Source organism: Ruegeria sp. BC3, from assembly GCF_056539265.1.
In genome coordinates this window covers 61949-78903 of sequence record NZ_JBQFUP010000004.1, presented here as the reverse complement: position 1 = coordinate 78903, position 16955 = coordinate 61949, and the positions used below count along the sequence as shown (strand labels likewise).

Annotated in this window: 18 protein-coding genes; 9 read left to right on the top strand and 9 right to left on the bottom strand. The window is 53.9% G+C overall.

The window, feature by feature from the left end:
• Nucleotides 1-370: 370 nt before the first annotated feature.
• The 3 genes from ACR0MV_RS12305 to ACR0MV_RS12295 are packed head-to-tail and all read right to left on the bottom strand — an operon-like array spanning nt 371 to nt 2556.
• A complete protein-coding gene (locus ACR0MV_RS12305) occupies nt 371-835 on the bottom strand; it encodes a CoA-binding protein (RefSeq protein WP_170754812.1) in 465 nt (154 codons plus the stop codon).
• A gap of 3 nt (nt 836-838) precedes the next feature.
• Nucleotides 839-1204 (bottom strand): 2Fe-2S iron-sulfur cluster-binding protein, encoded by a 366-nt coding sequence (locus ACR0MV_RS12300; RefSeq protein ID WP_010437915.1) that lies wholly within the window; start codon nt 1202-1204, stop codon nt 839-841.
• Nucleotides 1201-2556 carry a selenium-binding family protein gene (locus ACR0MV_RS12295; RefSeq protein WP_171181688.1) on the bottom strand — a complete coding sequence of 452 codons (1356 nt, stop codon included), beginning with the start codon at nt 2554-2556 and terminating at the stop codon, nt 1201-1203. Before ACR0MV_RS12295 ends, ACR0MV_RS12300 begins: the two co-directional genes overlap by 4 nt.
• Before the next feature lie 70 nt (nt 2557-2626).
• On the opposite strand from ACR0MV_RS12295, the gene ACR0MV_RS12290 reads away from it, so the two are divergent.
• Nucleotides 2627-3388, top strand: a complete 762-nt coding sequence (locus ACR0MV_RS12290; RefSeq protein WP_171181690.1) for an IclR family transcriptional regulator — start codon at nt 2627-2629, stop codon at nt 3386-3388.
• Between the two features lie 96 nt (nt 3389-3484).
• Nucleotides 3485-3838 carry a putative quinol monooxygenase gene (locus tag ACR0MV_RS12285; RefSeq protein WP_170789612.1) on the top strand — a complete coding sequence of 118 codons (354 nt, stop codon included), beginning with the start codon at nt 3485-3487 and terminating at the stop codon, nt 3836-3838.
• A gap of 162 nt (nt 3839-4000) precedes the next feature.
• Here the strand turns inward: ACR0MV_RS12285 and ACR0MV_RS12280 are convergent, their stop codons facing one another.
• Entirely contained in the window at nt 4001-4417 is a 417-nt protein-coding gene (locus ACR0MV_RS12280) for a MerR family transcriptional regulator (RefSeq protein WP_170343053.1), read from the bottom strand.
• 73 nt (nt 4418-4490) lie between these two features.
• On the opposite strand from ACR0MV_RS12280, the gene ACR0MV_RS12275 reads away from it, so the two are divergent.
• The 3 genes from ACR0MV_RS12275 to ACR0MV_RS12265 all read left to right on the top strand — a co-directional run bounded on the left by ACR0MV_RS12275 (nt 4491) and on the right by ACR0MV_RS12265 (nt 6249).
• Nucleotides 4491-5129 carry a cation efflux transmembrane domain-containing protein gene (locus tag ACR0MV_RS12275; protein ID WP_170343051.1) on the top strand — a complete coding sequence of 213 codons (639 nt, stop codon included), beginning with the start codon at nt 4491-4493 and terminating at the stop codon, nt 5127-5129.
• Nucleotides 5130-5194: 65 nt separating this feature from the next.
• Nucleotides 5195-5662 (top strand): DUF411 domain-containing protein, encoded by a 468-nt coding sequence (locus tag ACR0MV_RS12270; RefSeq protein WP_170343049.1) that lies wholly within the window; start codon nt 5195-5197, stop codon nt 5660-5662.
• A 41-nt stretch (nt 5663-5703) separates the two neighbouring features.
• Complete coding sequence (locus ACR0MV_RS12265; protein ID WP_170650554.1) at nt 5704-6249, top strand: c-type cytochrome; 546 nt, start codon at nt 5704-5706, stop codon at nt 6247-6249.
• Between the two features lie 782 nt (nt 6250-7031).
• Here the strand turns inward: ACR0MV_RS12265 and ACR0MV_RS12260 are convergent.
• A complete protein-coding gene (locus tag ACR0MV_RS12260) occupies nt 7032-8702 on the bottom strand; it encodes an adenylate/guanylate cyclase domain-containing protein (RefSeq protein WP_170756998.1) in 1671 nt (556 codons plus the stop codon).
• A 494-nt stretch (nt 8703-9196) separates the two neighbouring features.
• Here ACR0MV_RS12260 and ACR0MV_RS12255 point away from each other — a divergent pair, with 494 nt between their 5' ends.
• Together ACR0MV_RS12255 and ACR0MV_RS12250 are read left to right on the top strand one after the other, a co-directional pair.
• Nucleotides 9197-11032 (top strand): amidohydrolase, encoded by a 1836-nt coding sequence (locus tag ACR0MV_RS12255; RefSeq protein WP_170418661.1) that lies wholly within the window; start codon nt 9197-9199, stop codon nt 11030-11032.
• Nucleotides 11029-11823, top strand: coding sequence for a DUF3299 domain-containing protein (locus tag ACR0MV_RS12250; RefSeq protein WP_254439355.1), 795 nt, complete (start codon nt 11029-11031; stop codon nt 11821-11823). The genes ACR0MV_RS12255 and ACR0MV_RS12250 overlap by 4 nt, the downstream gene beginning before the upstream one ends.
• Before the next feature lie 228 nt (nt 11824-12051).
• On the opposite strand, the gene speB is transcribed toward ACR0MV_RS12250, so the two are convergent.
• From speB to ACR0MV_RS12235, 3 genes are all read right to left on the bottom strand, one after another.
• Nucleotides 12052-13032: an agmatinase gene (gene speB, locus ACR0MV_RS12245; RefSeq protein WP_170418658.1), complete on the bottom strand. Its 981-nt coding sequence runs from the start codon at nt 13030-13032 to the stop codon at nt 12052-12054.
• Nucleotides 13033-13222: 190 nt separating this feature from the next.
• Nucleotides 13223-13585: a GNAT family N-acetyltransferase gene (locus ACR0MV_RS12240; RefSeq protein ID WP_367648811.1), complete on the bottom strand. Its 363-nt coding sequence runs from the start codon at nt 13583-13585 to the stop codon at nt 13223-13225.
• Nucleotides 13586-13945: 360 nt separating this feature from the next.
• Nucleotides 13946-14620 carry an SOS response-associated peptidase gene (locus tag ACR0MV_RS12235; RefSeq protein WP_480702307.1) on the bottom strand — a complete coding sequence of 225 codons (675 nt, stop codon included), beginning with the start codon at nt 14618-14620 and terminating at the stop codon, nt 13946-13948.
• 262 nt (nt 14621-14882) lie between these two features.
• Between ACR0MV_RS12235 and ACR0MV_RS12230 the strand changes: the two genes are divergently transcribed.
• Both ACR0MV_RS12230 and ACR0MV_RS12225 read left to right on the top strand, forming a co-directional pair.
• Complete coding sequence (locus tag ACR0MV_RS12230) at nt 14883-15278, top strand: hypothetical protein (protein ID WP_480577845.1); 396 nt, start codon at nt 14883-14885, stop codon at nt 15276-15278.
• Nucleotides 15279-15432: 154 nt separating this feature from the next.
• Nucleotides 15433-15810, top strand: coding sequence for a hypothetical protein (locus ACR0MV_RS12225; RefSeq protein WP_170757166.1), 378 nt, complete (start codon nt 15433-15435; stop codon nt 15808-15810).
• Between the two features lie 90 nt (nt 15811-15900).
• Here ACR0MV_RS12225 and ACR0MV_RS12220 read toward each other — a convergent pair whose 3' ends face one another.
• Nucleotides 15901-16833 carry an MBL fold metallo-hydrolase gene (locus tag ACR0MV_RS12220; protein WP_480702306.1) on the bottom strand — a complete coding sequence of 311 codons (933 nt, stop codon included), beginning with the start codon at nt 16831-16833 and terminating at the stop codon, nt 15901-15903.
• Nucleotides 16834-16955: the final 122 nt, after the last annotated feature.

The following is a 16955-nucleotide window of genomic DNA, read 5'->3' as shown; positions in this document are numbered from 1 at the left end:
GCATGTGTGATCACAAGGCGCCCTGCCCTTCGAGGACGACCAAAAGCGGCCGTTTGACCTTGACCTCTGTCGCCGCGGTGCGGCCCGTCAAAGGAGATACTCGTTGCACGAGTGAGGCTGGAAGAGGGACGGAGGTCCGAAGAGCGCACAAAGCTGCCGTTCGCCGCTGCGCGGCGCTGGGATGTAACCTGAATATCTGGTTCGTGGACAAGGTGGCCGTTGGTTCTATATACAAAACGGCCATTCTTGGGTTTAGAGTATGCGGATTTCGTAAAGCGGGCAGGATTATTTGTCTTCTCTTCCGTAAGCACAATATCTCAATTGGCACCCTTATTGGATGTTGAGGAGGCAGCTACCAATCGAATTTCCATCATATCTTTAGGTCCAGGCGCGGCTTCCAAAACGGGCGGAAGAGTTCAATCTTGGGGCATCGGTTCATCACGACTTTAAGGCCCGCCGCTTCAGCGAGTTGCGCTGCTTTGTCGTCGTACACACCGATTTGACCCCAAAGAACTTTTGCCCCGATTGCGATAGCCTTCTCGGCAAAGGCATAAAACTCTTCCTTCGGGCGAAAAACGTCTACCATATCAACATGTTTGTCGATCTCTTCCAGCGAGTGGTAGACCTTGAGCCCTCTAATTTCCGAAACATTCGGGTTAGGATTCACCGGTAGAATATCATAGCCGATTTCACTCAGCTGTCGCAGAACGCCATAGCTGAATTTCGTTTTGTCCGCGCTAGCCCCCACCATTGCAATGGTTTTAACCGACTGCAGGATGTCGGCGAGGTATTTGGGGTCGTAATCGTAGATGCGGTCGATATCTGCTTCGGGCATCGGTTAACCTTCCTTCGGCGTCGCAATGTCAGCCTTGAGTTCGTGGGGTTTGAGAGGGTCGAGAAACGGATTGCGGTACAGCTTGTCATGGCTCTCGACCCCGATCTCAAGCGTGATGTCGGATGTCGGACGTGCCACGCAAAGGATCACATAGCCGTTCGCGATTTGCCGATTATTCAGCGCAACCTGTCGGCGTTGATCGATCGCGCCAGTCTGTAGTTTTGCCGCGCAGGTAATGCAGCCGCCATACTTGCACCCAAAAGGCAAGTCGACGCCCTGTTCTCTCAGCGTTTCCAGAAGTGGCCGCCGCGCATCCACACAGTATTGCGCGCCATCTCTGTTCGCGATCGTCACGGTATACATAGTCATAGCCAGATGTCGCTTGTGCAATCACCGCCCGGATACCGGCTCTCGTGACAGCGCGATGGACCATTCGGTTCTTTGCCAAAGTCCACAATGAAATCCTCGTTGATCTTCATACCACCGTTTTCAGGGTCGCAATCGATCATCACCATAACCCCGCCTTTTTCGCGGATATCGGGATAGAACTGGTTATCCCAAGTCGAGAACAGCGAGGTCGTGACATAAAGCCTTCGTCCGTCGAGAGAGAGCTGGAACATTTGCGGGCCACCCGCGACCTCGACCCCGTTAACGATCGGAGCTTTACCCAAAAGGCCCCCCATAAACACTTGGCCTGTCAGCTTGGGATTATGCGGGTCGGTGATGTCATACTGGCGCATATCTCCATGCAGCCAATTGTTCAGGTACAAGTATTTGTCGTCCATCGAGACCAGGATCGCCGACATAACCCCCGGCAACGGGATCGGCCATTCGGGGTGCATCTCGTTTTCCACGTCGATGATCTTTTCCCACCGCCACTTTTTAGCATCGTCTTGCCACCAATGGATCACATTGGTCGAAAGAGCTGCGCCACAGAACCCATGCGTGCTGTCGGGGTCATGGTGGAACTTGACTTCCAGTGGCAACAGCCCGTCTTCACCCAAATAGAAGCTTTCGACCGGTTCGCGCTTTTCAAAATCCCAAAAATGCAGCTCCCGCCCATATTTCAGATGGCCCACTTCTTCCAGATCGAAGCCTGGCATGAAGGTATTGGGCGCAGCCCATTCGGAACTGACCATCACGTTGTGGCGTGGTTGGTACCAGAAGTCATAGCCGAATTTGATTTCGCCCATCGAGGTTTCCCAGCGACCGACGATGTTGAACTCTTTGTCGAGATGCAGATAGCCTCCAGGAGCCTCACCCTTGGCATTTCCAAGGAAGGAAATGATGATTTCCGAGCCCAAACAATGCACCGTATGCGGGCCCGATAAATCTGCCTTGGCCTTGATTTCGGCCCCGTCGATGACCTTATGCAACCGCGGCGCACGCGGGTCAGTGGCTGTATCAACGATGTGAAGGTTGTTAGAGCGTACACCCGGCAGGATCAGGTATTTGCGGGACATCGAGCCGTCGTCGTGACAGGACGAACAGGCGTTCCACCCCATGTGGTGAAGCTCGTCCCCAATCCCCGGCATTTCCAGCCTATGGATTACCTGAGAATAGGTCGGGCTGTCAGGGTCGACATCCACTGTAGCAAGGTAATCAGGTTTCTGGATCCCTGTCCCGGTGTAGATGGCGATCGTGTAGAGTAGCTTTTCGCGGGGGGCTTTGATGGCTTCTTGCGGACTCTTGAAGCCCGGTCCACAGCATTGTCCATCCATCGTATGCTCCTCCCTTGATTCCCCAAATTGTATCGTATATCGAAAACTTAGTTATCATAAAGTGAGAAAAATGCATCTCGAACGATTAGCGCTGGTTTTGGAAATCGTGGGTCAAAAAGGACGTGCGTCCGTAGCGGATATCTGTGCTCAGTCCGATATACCTAAACCGACGGCCTACAGGCTGGTTCAAGACCTTGTTTCGTCCGGCCTCCTTGAATCACCAACCCGCGGAGAGTTCGCGATTGGGAATAGGCTAAAGCGTATCACGTTGAGCGATCACTCTGATCCCGCTCTTTTGCAAGTGATTGCGCCTGTCCTATCTAGCGCCGCGAATGACTATGGCGCTGCGTTTTTCTTGTCTCGGCTACGGGGCCATTGGGTCGAGATTATTCATGTGGAGACACCGCAGACGGGCGTGTCTTTTCTTCATCCAGGTATGGGCAAACGACCAATGCACGCGTGCTCTTGCGCCAAGGCAATCGCCGCCGTTTCGCCTGAACTGCTGTCTCAAGACCGATTGGATGGGCAGCTTAAGCAGTACACAGATCGCACGATTGCAGACCCCAAGGATCTGGCCGCGGAACTCGATGTCATTCGAGCCAAAGGGTATGCCGAATGTGTTGAAGAGCTCGAGCGCGGAATCAGTTCTGTCGCTACAACGCTGACCAAGACAGGTGTTGGTGCGACGCTTTCAATCGGCGCTACGGCGTCTCTTCGGGTGTTTACACCTTCCGAGCGAGAAAAGATTGGCCATACACTTATCACAATGTCACACGAACTTGCTCGCGCGCTAGGATGGGGTGAAGCAGATAAAGAAAGGATACCCGCTTAGGTTCATGGGTATCGCAGTGCTGTAGATTAACACCATCCAGCAGGACAGGTGTGATTTGCGACATTCGCCGCTTTTAGATCAATGAAGGAGACAAATATGGAAGATGCAATGTTTGGTGGGTTCTTCGTGATCAACGTAAAACCTGAGTATCGGCAGCCCTTTTTGGACGCCAGCATCTTCCAAGCGCAAAATGTTGTCAGTGAAGAACCTGAAGTCTTTCAGTTTCATATTATGGTGGATGAAACAAACCCAAATCGTTTCTATTTCTACGAAGTGTTCAGGAACGAAGCCGCGGTCCAGGATCATTGGGAATCTGAAACTTTCAATAACTGGTTAAACACCGTCCGAAAGATGCTGGATGGTGAGATCGAACTTGTTGCCAGGATGCGCTCGCTTTTTCCGACGCCAAAAGGTTTCGAGGCGCAAAAAACAAGCCTGCTACTATGGTAAAATTAACCGACGTTTGAAGCTATCGCCGGTGCGAGAAAATTATGAGATTTGGTGCTTGTCCGCTTTGAGCTCGATGCGGACCTTCGCTGCAGTAGATCTGAACGACTGCTCAGCGGACGAAGCTGCCGATTATGATCACTTAATTGATGTCCGCTTTTGGGATCAGTGATCTTGATCACACAGGTCGTGGTCTGCAAGCGAAGCCAAGACATAACAGTCTTCTACTACGCCACGACCGTCGCATCCTTGAGCAATACGCTTCAGTTCATTCTCCAGCGCCTTTAGCCTTTTGATCTTCGCTCGCACTTCGGACAACTGACCTTCGGCAATCTTGGTGGCGGCTTCGCATGACCGGTCCGGATGATTTTGCAACTCGATCAGCGAAGAAATCGCTTCTATGGAGAAGCCAAGATCACGCGCATGACGGATGAAGCTCAGGCGTTCCAGACCCTCATTTGTGTAACGCCTCTGGTTGCCAGCTGTACGTTCCGGCTCTGCCAGCAGCCCCATTTCTTCGTAGTAGCGGATGGTCGGAACTTTGACTTTCGTGCGCTTTGAAAGCTCTCCGATGGAAAACATGAAAATACCTCTTGAACCTCTAGTCACTAGAGGCACTACACTATGATCAAGACAGATTCAAAAAGGCTTTCCAATGTCAGGATGTTGTGGGCATGACGCCAAGTTCGATGGCGTGTCAGATGATTACAAAAGGCGGCTATGGATCGTCATTGCGTTGAACGCGACGATGTTCGTAGTCGAGATGACCGCTGGTCACTACGCAAAGTCACAGGCGCTTCAGGCTGATGCTCTCGACTTCCTCGGCGACGCACTGACCTATGGTATCTCGCTCGCTGTGATCGGTGCCTCAGTTCGCGCCCGCACCAATGCAGCTTTGGCCAAAGGGGTAAGCTTGCTTTTGATGGGCCTTTGGGTATTCGGATCGACCGTATACCGCGTCTTCTATGTCGGCGTCCCTGAAGCTGAGATCATGGGCATAATCGGAGCTCTTGCACTGGCTACAAACCTTGCCAGTGTGTTGTTGCTTGTCAGCTACAAAGACGGCGATGCCAATGTCCGCTCTGTCTGGCTCTGTTCGCGGAACGATGCCATCGGCAATGTGGCCGTTATGTTTGCGGCCTTGGGCGTCTGGGGAACGGCAAGCGGTTGGCCAGATCTGATTGTCGCAGCGATCATGGCAACGCTGTTTCTTTCTTCTGCTTTCCAGATCGTGCGCCAAGCGCTCGCCGAGCGCCGGGAAGTTGGAGAACATCAGCATGCTTACCGGGGATGAAGACAACCTATCACGAATGATGCGAAATTTGCTCAATTGAGTCGCAAGTAAAGAGGACTCTCACTATGCACCTGAAACGCCGCCAAATACTGACTTACGCCGCAGGCTTCGCCAGCACAGCACCATTTGCCACGTTTGCGCAAAACACACCTTCCATCCATGTTCTCAAGGATCCGAATTGCGGCTGTTGCAGTGCTTGGATCGATATCCTTCGGCAGGAAGGCTTTCGCGTTACCGAGGAGCGCAGCTTTGGAACACTGCTCGTCCGCCACAAATTGGACAACGGCATTCCCGAAAAAATGATCTCCTGCCATACAGGCGAGATCGATGGCTACATGATCGAGGGGCACGTACCGGTTGCCGACATTCGTCGTCTGTTGGAGGAGCGACCTAGCGCCATTGGACTTGCTGTTCCTGGGATGCCTTTCGGTTCGCCTGGGATGGGGCCGGAAGATCGTCGTGAGGCTTACGATGTGTTTTTGTTCCGTCGGGACGGCGCTACCGAGGTATTCACGAGTTACGAAGCGGCCTGAGGCGACAGTCATCGAGCGGAAACAGTACGAAGGAGGAGAAGATGACACGGAGTCGATTACGCATTCTTGCCTTAGGCGTTTTGTCTATCACTATCGCCGGAGTGGCCATTGCCCAACAGCATCGAGGAGACTGGTGGGGTCATGGGCCAATGGGACCGGGCCACATGTGGTCTGAACGCATGGATGGCTGGGGACATGGCAACATGGGACCGGGCCAGCAGCAACGCATGCAGCGACACTGGACATACATGAACGAGGGTGTGCCCGCAGCCTATCGCGGGGCTCGGAGCACCATTCGTGCAACGCCCAGCAATGTTTCGGAGGGCAGGACGCTATACACGGAAAACTGCGCAAGCTGTCATGGAGCAGAGGGCTTGGGCGACGGTGAAGCCGGACGTTCGCTCGTGCCCTCTCCCGCCCTCCTTCGATGGTTCGTTCAGATGCCTATGTCGGGGGACGAGTATCTTCTTTGGACAATTTCCGAGGGCGGCGAACGCTTCGGAACAGACATGCCAGCCTTCAAGGAAGTGCTGAGTGAAGAAGACATCTGGAAGATCATCGCCTACATGCGCGCGGGGTTCCCTTGAACTGTCATCAATCTGCTGGTCGTCAAAGAGATTTTTTGCTGTCGATACGCCACGACAATTCTCAGCGGACATAAATCTATCAACGCGCCATTCTGATAAGTTTCACGGAAGCAGACCTTTAAGTAAGTCGCAGCACTAGCAGGTTAGGGCTCGAAGCCGTCATTGACGCAATCCCAACAAGTGTCTGCTCTGCGGACAAAGCAGACGGTTTGAGTGAAAGTACGCTCCAATTGTCCAGATCGCGACAAGTCTTTCCTAAGTTTGGAAGTTTGAGGAGTGGTGTCCCAAATGGTCTAAAAACACCAAACATTCCCGCAAAGGTTAAAAATGCGTGTTGTTGGATCGTGAATGTGCACTCATCTTGCCATCTGGGCCGTACAATCTCTGAAAAACACGATATCCTTATGCGATCAGGGCTACGAGTGCTAATTTTTAACCGTTGTTTTTGTGCGAGTTGAATATGGTAAACCTGAGTAAATGGAAGCTATTCCAAACAGAAAGTAATCTCTCCCAATATGTCTCAGTTGGGAAAAGCTCTCAAACACCTGTACGAGCTTTCTTTGAAATTGCTGGACCAGTTTTCGTTCTTTTAGTTTTGATTGCCTACGCCCTTTATAGTGCTTCTGCAGCAAACTATGCATCGGCCCTTATCTGAAGCCAGTTAGCTTCGTCTGAAATGCGAGGGCTCTGGGCGTTTGAAGAGGTTCCAGCGTCAACGGCTGCTTTGACTAGGGCAGACGTGGGCGGAAAACATGGCAGTGACCGTTTTGCGAACTAAGCTGTCATTCAACAAACCGCAGCACATCACCAGAACCAGGGGCCAACGCTTCTCTTAACCACAAGTGAGTGTCAGGCAGTATTGGTTCTTGGACGAAAAAGTTCTCACCGTCTTCTAGTTGAGCCGCCAAAGCTTTTTCTTTTCGGGCTTCATCGTGGTGTCCGAGTTGCCAAAGCGATAGGATAAGCAGCTTACGAAAGCCTCGAACGCTTGGCTTGAGGTCAATCATCTCGCGCAGAGTGGATACTGCTTCTTCGTAATCCGCACCACAATACTCTGCTACAGCCATTTGCAGTCTGCGGTACGTCCAGAACGGGTCATTTCGAAGTTCGGTACCCTTACGTATTGCGGCGGCTGCTTTCTGATACTCTTGAGCCAGAGTATATGCGTAACCCAGCCCTATATGCGCTTGCGGATAATTCGGACTGAGATTGTAACACGCCTTCGCGTCTGACATCACTTTAGTGGGGTCACGCTCGGTCAGGCTTCGAAACATGCATCTTGCAAAGAACGCGAAGTCGCTTTGCGGCAATAACTCGACGGCAAGATCAAGCGCACGCGAAAGCTCGTCCAAAGTTTCGCCTTCAACAGCTTCGAACCTCACTTTGTATCGCTGGAGCACTCCAATGGCCCACATACATTGGCTCATACCGTCCCTAGGGCTCAGGCGTCTGGCGCGGTCCATCACAGATACGCACCGTTCAAGATCCGGTATCGTGCATTCATAAAAGAGGCCTGCCGCACGGGTGCGCAGTTCTGAAACGCTTAGATTTTCATCTGGGATTTCACCAATACGGTTGTTGTCCAGTGAGTTGACGAACAACCGCAACTTTGCGTCAACTTCCCCAGCCACTTCATCCGTGAATGCAAAAAGATCAGTGGCTTCATCCTCAAAAACATCTGCCCAAACCGTTGCGGCGTCGTCAAGAAGCACCAGCGAGAGATTGACCCTTGCCCGGTTACCCGACCGGCGGAACCTGCCGCGAAGGTTGTAAGTTGTTCTTCCTGTCGTGCCGATGGACATGTCGCGCACCTTGATCCCCGTACGCCGGGACAATCCGTAGACAATCTGCTCGTGCAAATCCTCAGCGGCAGCCTTGGTTTCTTCGTCAGGCGGTGCGGCAACAAGCCTTTCAACTCCTATAGTAGGCACCTCGTTGGAGCGGCTGCTGACGGTTAATTTATCTGGCCGCCACTGGAAGCACTGAATTGGGCGAGGGATATTCTTTAGCTTGAAACTGCCCGCATCCGAGAAACCCGCGCATTGTTTTTCTGATAGCTGATTGTAGACATCGGCGGAAATTAGAACGCCCCCAGGCGGCGCCTCGGTCTGCAGACGACAAGCAATGTTTATGCCTGTTCCGTACAAGTCGGTTTCATCTTTTACGATATCACCCATATGGATGCCCATGCGCAGTCGAGTGTTCGGGTGTTCCGCAAGGCCGCTCTGCACTTCCAGAGCCGCAAGAACGGTCGACGCGGCATTTGGATAGGCCACAATCCAGCCGTCACCCATCCGTTTTAGAACTTCACCTTCATGCTTTGCGACAATTGGCTCGAAGAGTTTGTCACGCAATTCATGGACCAAGTCGATTGCAGCGCTTTCGTCCTGCGCCATCATTAATGAGTAATCCACCAGATCGGCTGCCTGAATGAACGCAAAACGGCGTGACATGTTGTTTCTGTTTCTCCCCAAATACTCTCAGGATGCCAATTTTGGGTCTCGCAGAATGGCGGGTCTCAACTCTTCGAGACTTACTGGTCATAGGGGCGTTGTCAAACCAAATGGCTTTAACGAGTGCGGCCGCTCTGGGCTCGAGGCAGACGTTCGCTCACCTACGCTCAATGACTGCATTGCGGACAAAACGGCCGTAGATTTTACAGCCGGAAAGCCGCTTGTCTCGGGTTGCGAGCAAGATTGGAAGAGACCGGGCTTTCCGGTCAATGACTTTCTAACTGCAGCCCCTAAGCGCAAGCTGTTTGCATCCAACGGTACCGGTGTCGTTCTGGCCATGCGAGCAATTTGTCCGGTGCGCCGGGGATACGCTGCATCAGATTGCCAAAGTTATTGAGTGAGATCCTGCGTCTTTTTGGCCAAACAATTGATTTGACGCAAAATCAAATCTTTTGCCATTCTCAAATCAGTCAACTCAGAGGGAACCCTTGAGAATGAAAGCTGCATACAGTGCACTGGCGTTAGCCATCGGCGTGACCGGGTCGCCGTTACTTGCTCAACAAGCCGACATCGTTTTTCTGAGTGAAAACATCATCACGTCCAACACGGAGATGCCACTGGCAAGATCGGTTGCGGTTGCGGGCGACAAGATCGTTTGTGTGCTCGTCGATGACAGTTGCCGCGAGCTTGCCGGCGATGGCACCCAGATCGTCGACGCGGGCACAAATACCGTCATGGCTGGTATCATCGACACGCATTTGCACACACGCATCTTTGGACAGACACATTTCGTCATGCTCAACCTTTTTGGTTACAACGATGCGTCGCGTGAAGAGGTTGTCGAAGTCATCCGGGAATACGCGGCCACCCTGGGCCCGGATGAATGGGTGATTGGCGGCGGTTGGTCAGACGCGCATTTCCAGAACCCGACCAAGGAAGAACTGGACGAAATTGTCGGGGGGCGCCCTGCATTGATCTCCGACAACACCCAACATAACGGTTGGTATTCGACAAAAGCCTTGGAATACCTTGGGATCACTGCTGATTGGGAGCCACCCAAAGGCGGGTACATGCCACTGAACGAAGCAGGCGATGAACCCTCCGGACTTTTGCAGGAGAAAGCGCATCTTTCGACGGGGTTTGTGGAACAGCACAAACTCTATTCCTTTGAGAAACAGGAAGAAGCGATCGTTGGAGCCGCCCGCGTGCTCAACGCAGTTGGGGTCACCGGTGCAACTGAGGCCGCCGCCGGTTCCAAGGAGGGTGCAGATGACGTCTATGTCCGTCTGGCGAAAAAAGGTGAATTAACGCTCAGGCACGAGTTGGCCATGGTCTTCTGGGGCACCGGCACGCCCGAGGGCGATACTGCAATGATCGAACAATTAGAGATGCGGCGGGCCGCGGTAGAGGATGCGGGCGTTGATCCCAGTATTCTCCATGCAAACACTGTGAAGTTCGCGATCGACGGCACGCCGGGGCGCTTTGCCTACATGGAGGGTCCGTATCTGGACGGCACACGGCCGGATATGAACTTCCGTCCAGACAATCTGGCGGAGATCTTTGACGCGCTTACTGAGCGCGATTTTACCCTGATGCTACACGTTGAAGGGAACGCCGGGATCCGCCGCTCGCTCGACGCACTGGAATATGCCCATGAAACCGGCGAGCCCGTGCGCGAAGATATTCCGCAGATTTTTACGCACGTGGACCATCTCTCGATCGACAATGCACGGCGCATGGCCCGGCTCGGGGTTTCCGGACAGCTTCAACTTCACTGGGCTGATCCCACCGAGGAATACTTTCGCAATGTGACCAGTCAGAACCTGCCGAAGGAGGTTCTGGAGCGCATGTACCAGTTCAAGCTCGTGACTGAGTTCATGGAGTATGGATTTGGGCCTGACGCGCCGACGTCTCCGGTGTTTTCGCCGTGGGAAGGTATGGAGATCGGCATGACACGGCAGGCCATGGGAACACCCGGTGGTCTTGTCATGCCAGGCGAGCCATTGACGTTCGACGAGGTTATCCACGGCTCAACACTGGGCAGTGCGCGCCTTCAGGATCGAGGCGATGTGTTGGGGAGCCTTGAAGAGGGTAAGCTCGCAGACATCATCGTACTCGACCGCGATATCCGCATGCAGGCCGAAGAGAACATCTTTGACTTTCACAAGATCGAAGTCTTGCAAACCTATCTGGGCGGCGAGTTAGTCTATGACATTGATCGCGACGGCGAACCGGACAAGCTGCTGACGGAACCCGTGTGGGAAGAAGGCGACGATGAGAAACTGCGCCGCGGCGTGGCGGTCACAAGCGTGAAGGTGCCAGAGGGATGAACAAGCCGCTGTCAGTTTTTGCGATTGGCGCTCTGCTCGCTCTGATATCTCTCCCGGTAGCGGCGCAAAGTGTCGAGCAGGCATGGCAGAGCGCGATTGCAGGCCAGCAACACGGCGGCGTGCCGATTGATCCGCTTGCAACACCGCTTGATTTAACGCGCACGCCTGTGAGCGCCTCTCCACCAAATCTATCGACAGGCGTCCGCGTGATCGGCTGGCCGGACTTGCGACCCGCGCATGTCCCGAGCGAAACGCCTTTCGACGACCTGCGCCCATTCTTGCGCGATGCCATGCGCATACATGTTGAATGGCGCACGTCCACACCACGCGAGCGAGAAGACACGGTATTTATCGAACGGCACGAAGCAGCACTTACGCTCCTTTCCATGCATCAGGTTGACGTTGAAGGTCTGATGAAAGAGCGGCGAAAGATCATCGCTCAAAATGGCAAAGCCGGTCGCGGTCCAAATCTCGAGCTTCTGGGACAATCCATTCGACTGCCCGGCTACGTCGTCCCGCTTGCCTTTGATGAAACAAAAGTAACCGAGTTCCTGTTCGTGCCTGTCGCAGGGGCCTGCGTTCACACGCCAACCCCGCCCGCAAACCAGATTGTGCACGTGACCTACCCGCAGGGTGTCGCGTTCAGCTCGATCTTTGAAGCCTTCTGGATCGAGGGGGAATTGGTTGCCGAGGATACCAGAAGCGATGTGCTTTTTTACGATGGAGCCTCAAATGTCGAGGCGCGGTACCGTTTGACCGCCAAAGCTGTAGAGGTCTACAAAACATGGTGACGGTGGCTATTAGCCTCGATCCACCGCGTGTGCGCCGCCCAATAAAGAGTAAGCCCGAACGACCCTTCCAAAACCATCGAGTTCAAGGCGCAATCGATCTTCGGAACACAGAACTACCGGACGTTTGAATTTGAATAGGCAGAACGGTGCAATCTGCAGACGGCTTGATAGCACGTAGCCGTCTGCGATGCCCCTCGGCCTCTGAGCCAAGCGGCCGACGACTATCCGCTATTCTGACGCGGCCCGTGCGCCTCTGGCCCAGGCTTTGAGGCAAAGCAGCTCGGCGGAGATCATTGCTGCTGCGTTTGAGGTCATCTCCGCGTGATCAAATGGCGGAGAGACTTCAACCACATCCATGCCGACAGGATCGAGCCCCTTCAGGGCACGGATTATCGCGAGGGCCTGATAGCTGGTAAGCCCACCGGGGACAGGTGTGCCCGTGCCCGGTGCAGTGGACGGATCGAGGCAGTCTATGTCGAAGGTCAGATAGGTCGGAGCATCCCCAACGATGGACAAGATGGTTGCTGCAATCTCTTCGACGGGCGCAGTATGCACGTTGTCCGCATATAGGATCTTCATGCCGTAGGTCTCTTCGCCTTCGAAACAGGTGCGGATGCCCACCTGAACCGTTCGCTGCGGGTCTATTATTCCTTCTCGCACCGCAAGGTTGAACATGGTCCCGTGATCCATACGTCCACCTTCGTCCGGCTCGACGTCCCGATGGGCATCAAACTGGATCAGGCCAATCGGTCCGTACTTCTCCGCATAGGCTTTAAGTACCGGATAAGTGACGTAGTGATCGCCGCCAAGAACGAGGCTGGCGACTCCACTCGAGATTATCCCCGATATATGGCGCTCGATCGCCAACGGTGCTTCCTGAGGCACGCCCCAGTCAAAAACACAATCACCGTAGTCAATAGTCGCGAGCGTATCGAAGGGATCAAACCGCCATGGCCAGACGGGGCCCCAGGCATGTTGCGCGCTTGCTTTGCGAATGGCCTCCGGGCCAAAGCGGGTGCCGGGACGGTTGCTCACGGACAGATCGAACGGAACTCCGGTGACTGCAACATCCACCCCCTCGAGATCCTTTGTGTATTTGCGGCGCATAAAACTCAGAGCACCAGAATAACTCGGTTCAATCTTTGAGCCTTTGAGTGCACTGCGGTTAAAAGCGGCGTCGATGCTGTGAGATTTGGGTTTTGTGATCATGGTGTCTTGGCCAGTTTTTTGTTGTCGTCGATCGCATGTGACCGGTACTTCACCTGCATAAATCGTTTCGCGATAGGAGCAAAAGGACTTCTGGGCGCCGTCAGTCGTCTTTGTGGTAGACGAGGAAGGGTGTTTTTGTGGCAACCTTGTCGTACAGCATGCGGCCTTTGTAATTGAATTCCTGGGTCATCTAGTAGGTGGTGGGCACACCGTCCGCTTTAGCCCGAGCGTGAACTCCTTCTATCAGCGCGCGGGCCACGCCTCGGCCCCTGACGTCCTCGTCGCAGAAGAGATCCATCAGGTAGCAGGTATCCTCAACAGTCCACATGGAACGATGATACAGAAAATGAGCAAGTCCCACGGGACGGCCGGACATCTCTGCGAACAGGCCGCGGTATTCCCCTGTATTCCCGGACAACAGGCGCGCAAAGGAAGTGGCATAGACCTCTTCACTGACGCTGGTTTCATAGAAATCTAGATAGGCAGTCCACAACCGGCGCCAGTCCGACGCATCTGTTTCTTTTAGGGGGCGAACGGTCAGGTCATGGGTCATTGCGCGTGTCCTTGTCTGTGACGTGTCTCACTTAGCGAACAACGCGGGCTTCGATGGTGTCAACGTGCAGGTCTACCGGACGCTCGACGATAGAAACATGTTTTCGTGCACATTAAGAACAACGTAGGTTGCTACGCGATTTACTGTTCCGCGACATTCGATCGCATTCGTTCCATATCTAGTTTCGACACTTCATGCGTCTCCGCTCAGCGCGGATGTTTTTGATATTTTTGATTGAGTCTCTAATTCCGTCCGGCTCCTTTGGGCTCGCTGCAGACATCCGACAAATTTGGTCAGATGTCCAAGGCGAGATGTTAAGCAGACATTCATTGATCGAAACTCTCTCCATCACCGTGCCGTTCAAAGACTAGTGTCAGACTTTTCTCCTATGCCTGATCTGACGATATCCATCTCATCTGAGGGATAGGGCTTTAGCAGTTCAAAGGCCTGCGCTGCGCTGCCATCCAACCAGACCTCATAGTCACTAGGACGGAGTATGACTGGCATTCTCTGCGGATGTATCGGACGCACAAGGTCATTCGCTGAGGTGGTTATCACAGTATACGCAGGAACCTCTTTTGGGCCCTCTTTGCCTTCGTATCGCGATACTTGCCACATCCCGGCAAACGCAAATGGTGGGCGAGCCCCGGAGCCCTTGAGCGCGAACCAATGGTATGTCGCAGGATTGCGCCCTTGCGCCTCGCAGAACGAACTTGCAGGTACGAGACAACGGCGCTCTTCGAAGCTGTTCTTCCACAGCCCTCTCTTTAGGACCTTGTCGTCCCGCGCATTGTTCCAGGCATGAGGTTGCAGGATGGCGCCAGTCTTTTTTGATTTCTTGGTCGTTCGAAACCCCCAGGACAAAGACACGAGTTCACGCGCCCCGTCTTCGTCTTTCCTGACGATGGGCGCCATGTGCTTTGGGTAGATTGCTGGAAGCGGTTCCGCGTTTCCGAGCCTGTCTTTTTCTACAGCGACGTCGAATAGTTGCCGCATCGCATCTGCCGGGGTCGTATTCGAATAGAGGTTACACATTAATCTGCCTCACTTACCTCAGCCTCTCGGATAAATAGGTGGCGAACAACAGTTCAGCCCACGATGCCGGAAGCCACGGCTACGCTAATCCTGAATGCATTTGTACAGCATCCCTAGGAAATTTGAGAGAGAGACAAAAATGCGGCCCTACCTGGTGCGTCTATAGAGTGCGCAAATGATCGCAATTTGGTATCCAGTATGCTATACAAAAGATATACTTATCTCTTGGTGCCTTCACCTTCTGAGAACAGAGGAGTCCACTGTGCCAACACCTCTCTTCAAGCCCGGTCATTCTGGTAATCCGGGTGGGAGACCCAAGCTGGATCCCGAGACAAGAAAGTTGATCCAGTCGAACGGCGAGATCGCAGTGAAACGCATGAATGATCTTTTGTCGATGGACGAACTCTTCAATCGCATAGATGGGAACGGCGAATTTGTATCGGGAAAATTCTCTGGCAAAGAACAAATCGCTTTGTTGGCCCTAGCTCAGGACCGAGCCTTCGGACGCGCTGATGGCGTTAGCATCACGCACACCCACAGCGGAACTGTAGGCATGAGCGTCAATCCAACACAGCGGCTCAAAGACATCAGCGACCGCCTTCCAGAGAGATTGGCTCAACAGAAGGTGATTGAGTCAAAACTGGATGACGACGAATAGTCTCCAACCATCACGTAGCTACTGCCGGGTTTAGAGGTTTGGGTTTGTGCCTACAGGCCATGCGCCCGCGCACGTAAGCCGCCTCGAGTTGACGACCCTATATTGTATTTGATATCGAAGGCGCCCTTTTCCAAAAAATTAGGAGGACCTGCATATGTGGGTAGCATTCTCGACGCCCGAGGGTTCGGGCTTTTTCTCTGCCGTTGCAAAGGATGAGTACGGCAAAACCAGCGGGCCGAACATCGGTTCTCGCGTCTGTCTGCGGTTCCGCCGCGCGCAGGATGCCGAACTTCTGCGCGACTACGGCATGGACGGCGAGGTAATCGAAACGCCGGGAGGCGACTATCGCTACCGGGCATTCATCCCGCGCAACCATTTCGCAATGATGATTGAGAAACTGGCACGGGCCATGGACTACCCCAATTTCAAGGACAGTATCCCCGAGGACGATGTGGTGTTCGAGGGCGCATGCCACAAAGCGTGGGGGGTGTTCGGTGATCTGCAACCGGGTGGGCCGTATGGAATGGGGTAAACCAAAGCCACGGTCCGCACGATGTCCGCATGAAGCGGATTATAGATCTAGAAAACGCCCCGACGCCCAGCGCGTCAGGGCGCCTTCTTTTCAGCCCATTAATTGATAAGAAACAGGCACATACCGAAACCCCTCGCCTCGTGTTTCGACAAAACCAGCGCCTGGAAATGGCATGTGATAGCCGATCATCGGAACCTTGTCGGCAGCCAGCATACCCAGCACATTGCGGCGCGATGCTGTTGCGGCGGCCTTGTCCATGTCAAAGCGCACCTCCCATTCGGGATGGGCGAAGGACCAGACATAGTGGTTGGCCAAATCGGCGGTCAGGACCAGTCGCTGACCGTTGCTTTCCAGATGATAGACCGTGTGGCCCGGCGTATGGCCATAGGCTGCGACGGCCGTGATGCCGGACGCAACTTCACCGCCGTCTTCAAGGAAGGTCATTTTCTCGGCCAGTGGCGTCACCTTGGCGGCGACCAGATCGCCGACACGGTTGCCGGCATCCTGCGCTGACCAGAAGTCGTATTCAGGCGATGCAGTGACATAACGCGCGTTCGCGAATGTTGGCGCATCATTGGTTGTCATGCCGCCGATATGGTCGGGGTGCATGTGCGTGATGACCACAACGTCGATCTGGTCCGGTGTGACACCTGCATCCGCAAGCGCGGCCTGAATGCCGCCCTGGCCGAGGCCCGTGTCAAACAGAACCAGTTCCGACCCGGTATTGACCAGCGTTGGGGTAAAGAAAAATTGCGCAATGTCGGGCGAAATGAAGTTGTCTGCCGAAACTTTGGCAAAGTCTTCGTCCGAAGCTCCGCCGCCAAAGATTTCCTGCGCACCGTCGCGCGGCAGACTTCCATCCAGCAGAGTGGTGACGGTGAAATCACCCAGCGAGAAGGATTTGGCGATGGTCGAATTTGCCTTGGTCTCAGCACCGGCTGCCAGAACCGGTGTTGCTGCTGCGGCGAAAGGCAAGGCGGCTGCACTTCCAAGTGCTGCGCGGCGTGTCATTTTGATGGTCATTTTGGTTCTCCCTGTCAGAACACCATTGGATAAGTCTAGGTCTGCGCGAGTCTGTTGCCAGTTTATACACTTGTAAGATGGGCTGCGTGGATGAACATTACGTGTTAATTTTTGTTTAGGTC

Excerpts from the sequence above, each read along its gene's own strand:
- ACR0MV_RS12290 (WP_171181690.1), top strand. The coding sequence starts at position 2,627 with ATGCATCTCGAACGATTAGCGCTGGTTTTGGAAATCGTGGGTCAAAAA.
- ACR0MV_RS12225 (WP_170757166.1), top strand. The coding sequence starts at position 15,433 with ATGTGGGTAGCATTCTCGACGCCCGAGGGTTCGGGCTTTTTCTCTGCC.
- ACR0MV_RS12255 (WP_170418661.1), top strand. The coding sequence starts at position 9,197 with ATGAAAGCTGCATACAGTGCACTGGCGTTAGCCATCGGCGTGACCGGG.
- ACR0MV_RS12240 (WP_367648811.1), bottom strand. The coding sequence starts at position 13,585 with ATGACCCATGACCTGACCGTTCGCCCCCTAAAAGAAACAGATGCGTCG.
- ACR0MV_RS12285 (WP_170789612.1), top strand. The coding sequence starts at position 3,485 with ATGGAAGATGCAATGTTTGGTGGGTTCTTCGTGATCAACGTAAAACCT.
- ACR0MV_RS12235 (WP_480702307.1), bottom strand. The coding sequence starts at position 14,620 with ATGTGTAACCTCTATTCGAATACGACCCCGGCAGATGCGATGCGGCAA.
- ACR0MV_RS12260 (WP_170756998.1), bottom strand. The coding sequence starts at position 8,702 with ATGTCACGCCGTTTTGCGTTCATTCAGGCAGCCGATCTGGTGGATTAC.
- ACR0MV_RS12220 (WP_480702306.1), bottom strand. The coding sequence starts at position 16,833 with ATGACCATCAAAATGACACGCCGCGCAGCACTTGGAAGTGCAGCCGCC.
- ACR0MV_RS12295 (WP_171181688.1), bottom strand. The coding sequence starts at position 2,556 with ATGGATGGACAATGCTGTGGACCGGGCTTCAAGAGTCCGCAAGAAGCC.
- ACR0MV_RS12280 (WP_170343053.1), bottom strand. The coding sequence starts at position 4,417 with ATGTTTTCCATCGGAGAGCTTTCAAAGCGCACGAAAGTCAAAGTTCCG.
- speB (WP_170418658.1), bottom strand. The coding sequence starts at position 13,032 with ATGATCACAAAACCCAAATCTCACAGCATCGACGCCGCTTTTAACCGC.
- ACR0MV_RS12270 (WP_170343049.1), top strand. The coding sequence starts at position 5,195 with ATGCACCTGAAACGCCGCCAAATACTGACTTACGCCGCAGGCTTCGCC.
- ACR0MV_RS12305 (WP_170754812.1), bottom strand. The coding sequence starts at position 835 with ATGCCCGAAGCAGATATCGACCGCATCTACGATTACGACCCCAAATAC.
- ACR0MV_RS12250 (WP_254439355.1), top strand. The coding sequence starts at position 11,029 with ATGAACAAGCCGCTGTCAGTTTTTGCGATTGGCGCTCTGCTCGCTCTG.
- ACR0MV_RS12300 (WP_010437915.1), bottom strand. The coding sequence starts at position 1,204 with ATGACTATGTATACCGTGACGATCGCGAACAGAGATGGCGCGCAATAC.
- ACR0MV_RS12275 (WP_170343051.1), top strand. The coding sequence starts at position 4,491 with ATGTCAGGATGTTGTGGGCATGACGCCAAGTTCGATGGCGTGTCAGAT.
- ACR0MV_RS12265 (WP_170650554.1), top strand. The coding sequence starts at position 5,704 with ATGACACGGAGTCGATTACGCATTCTTGCCTTAGGCGTTTTGTCTATC.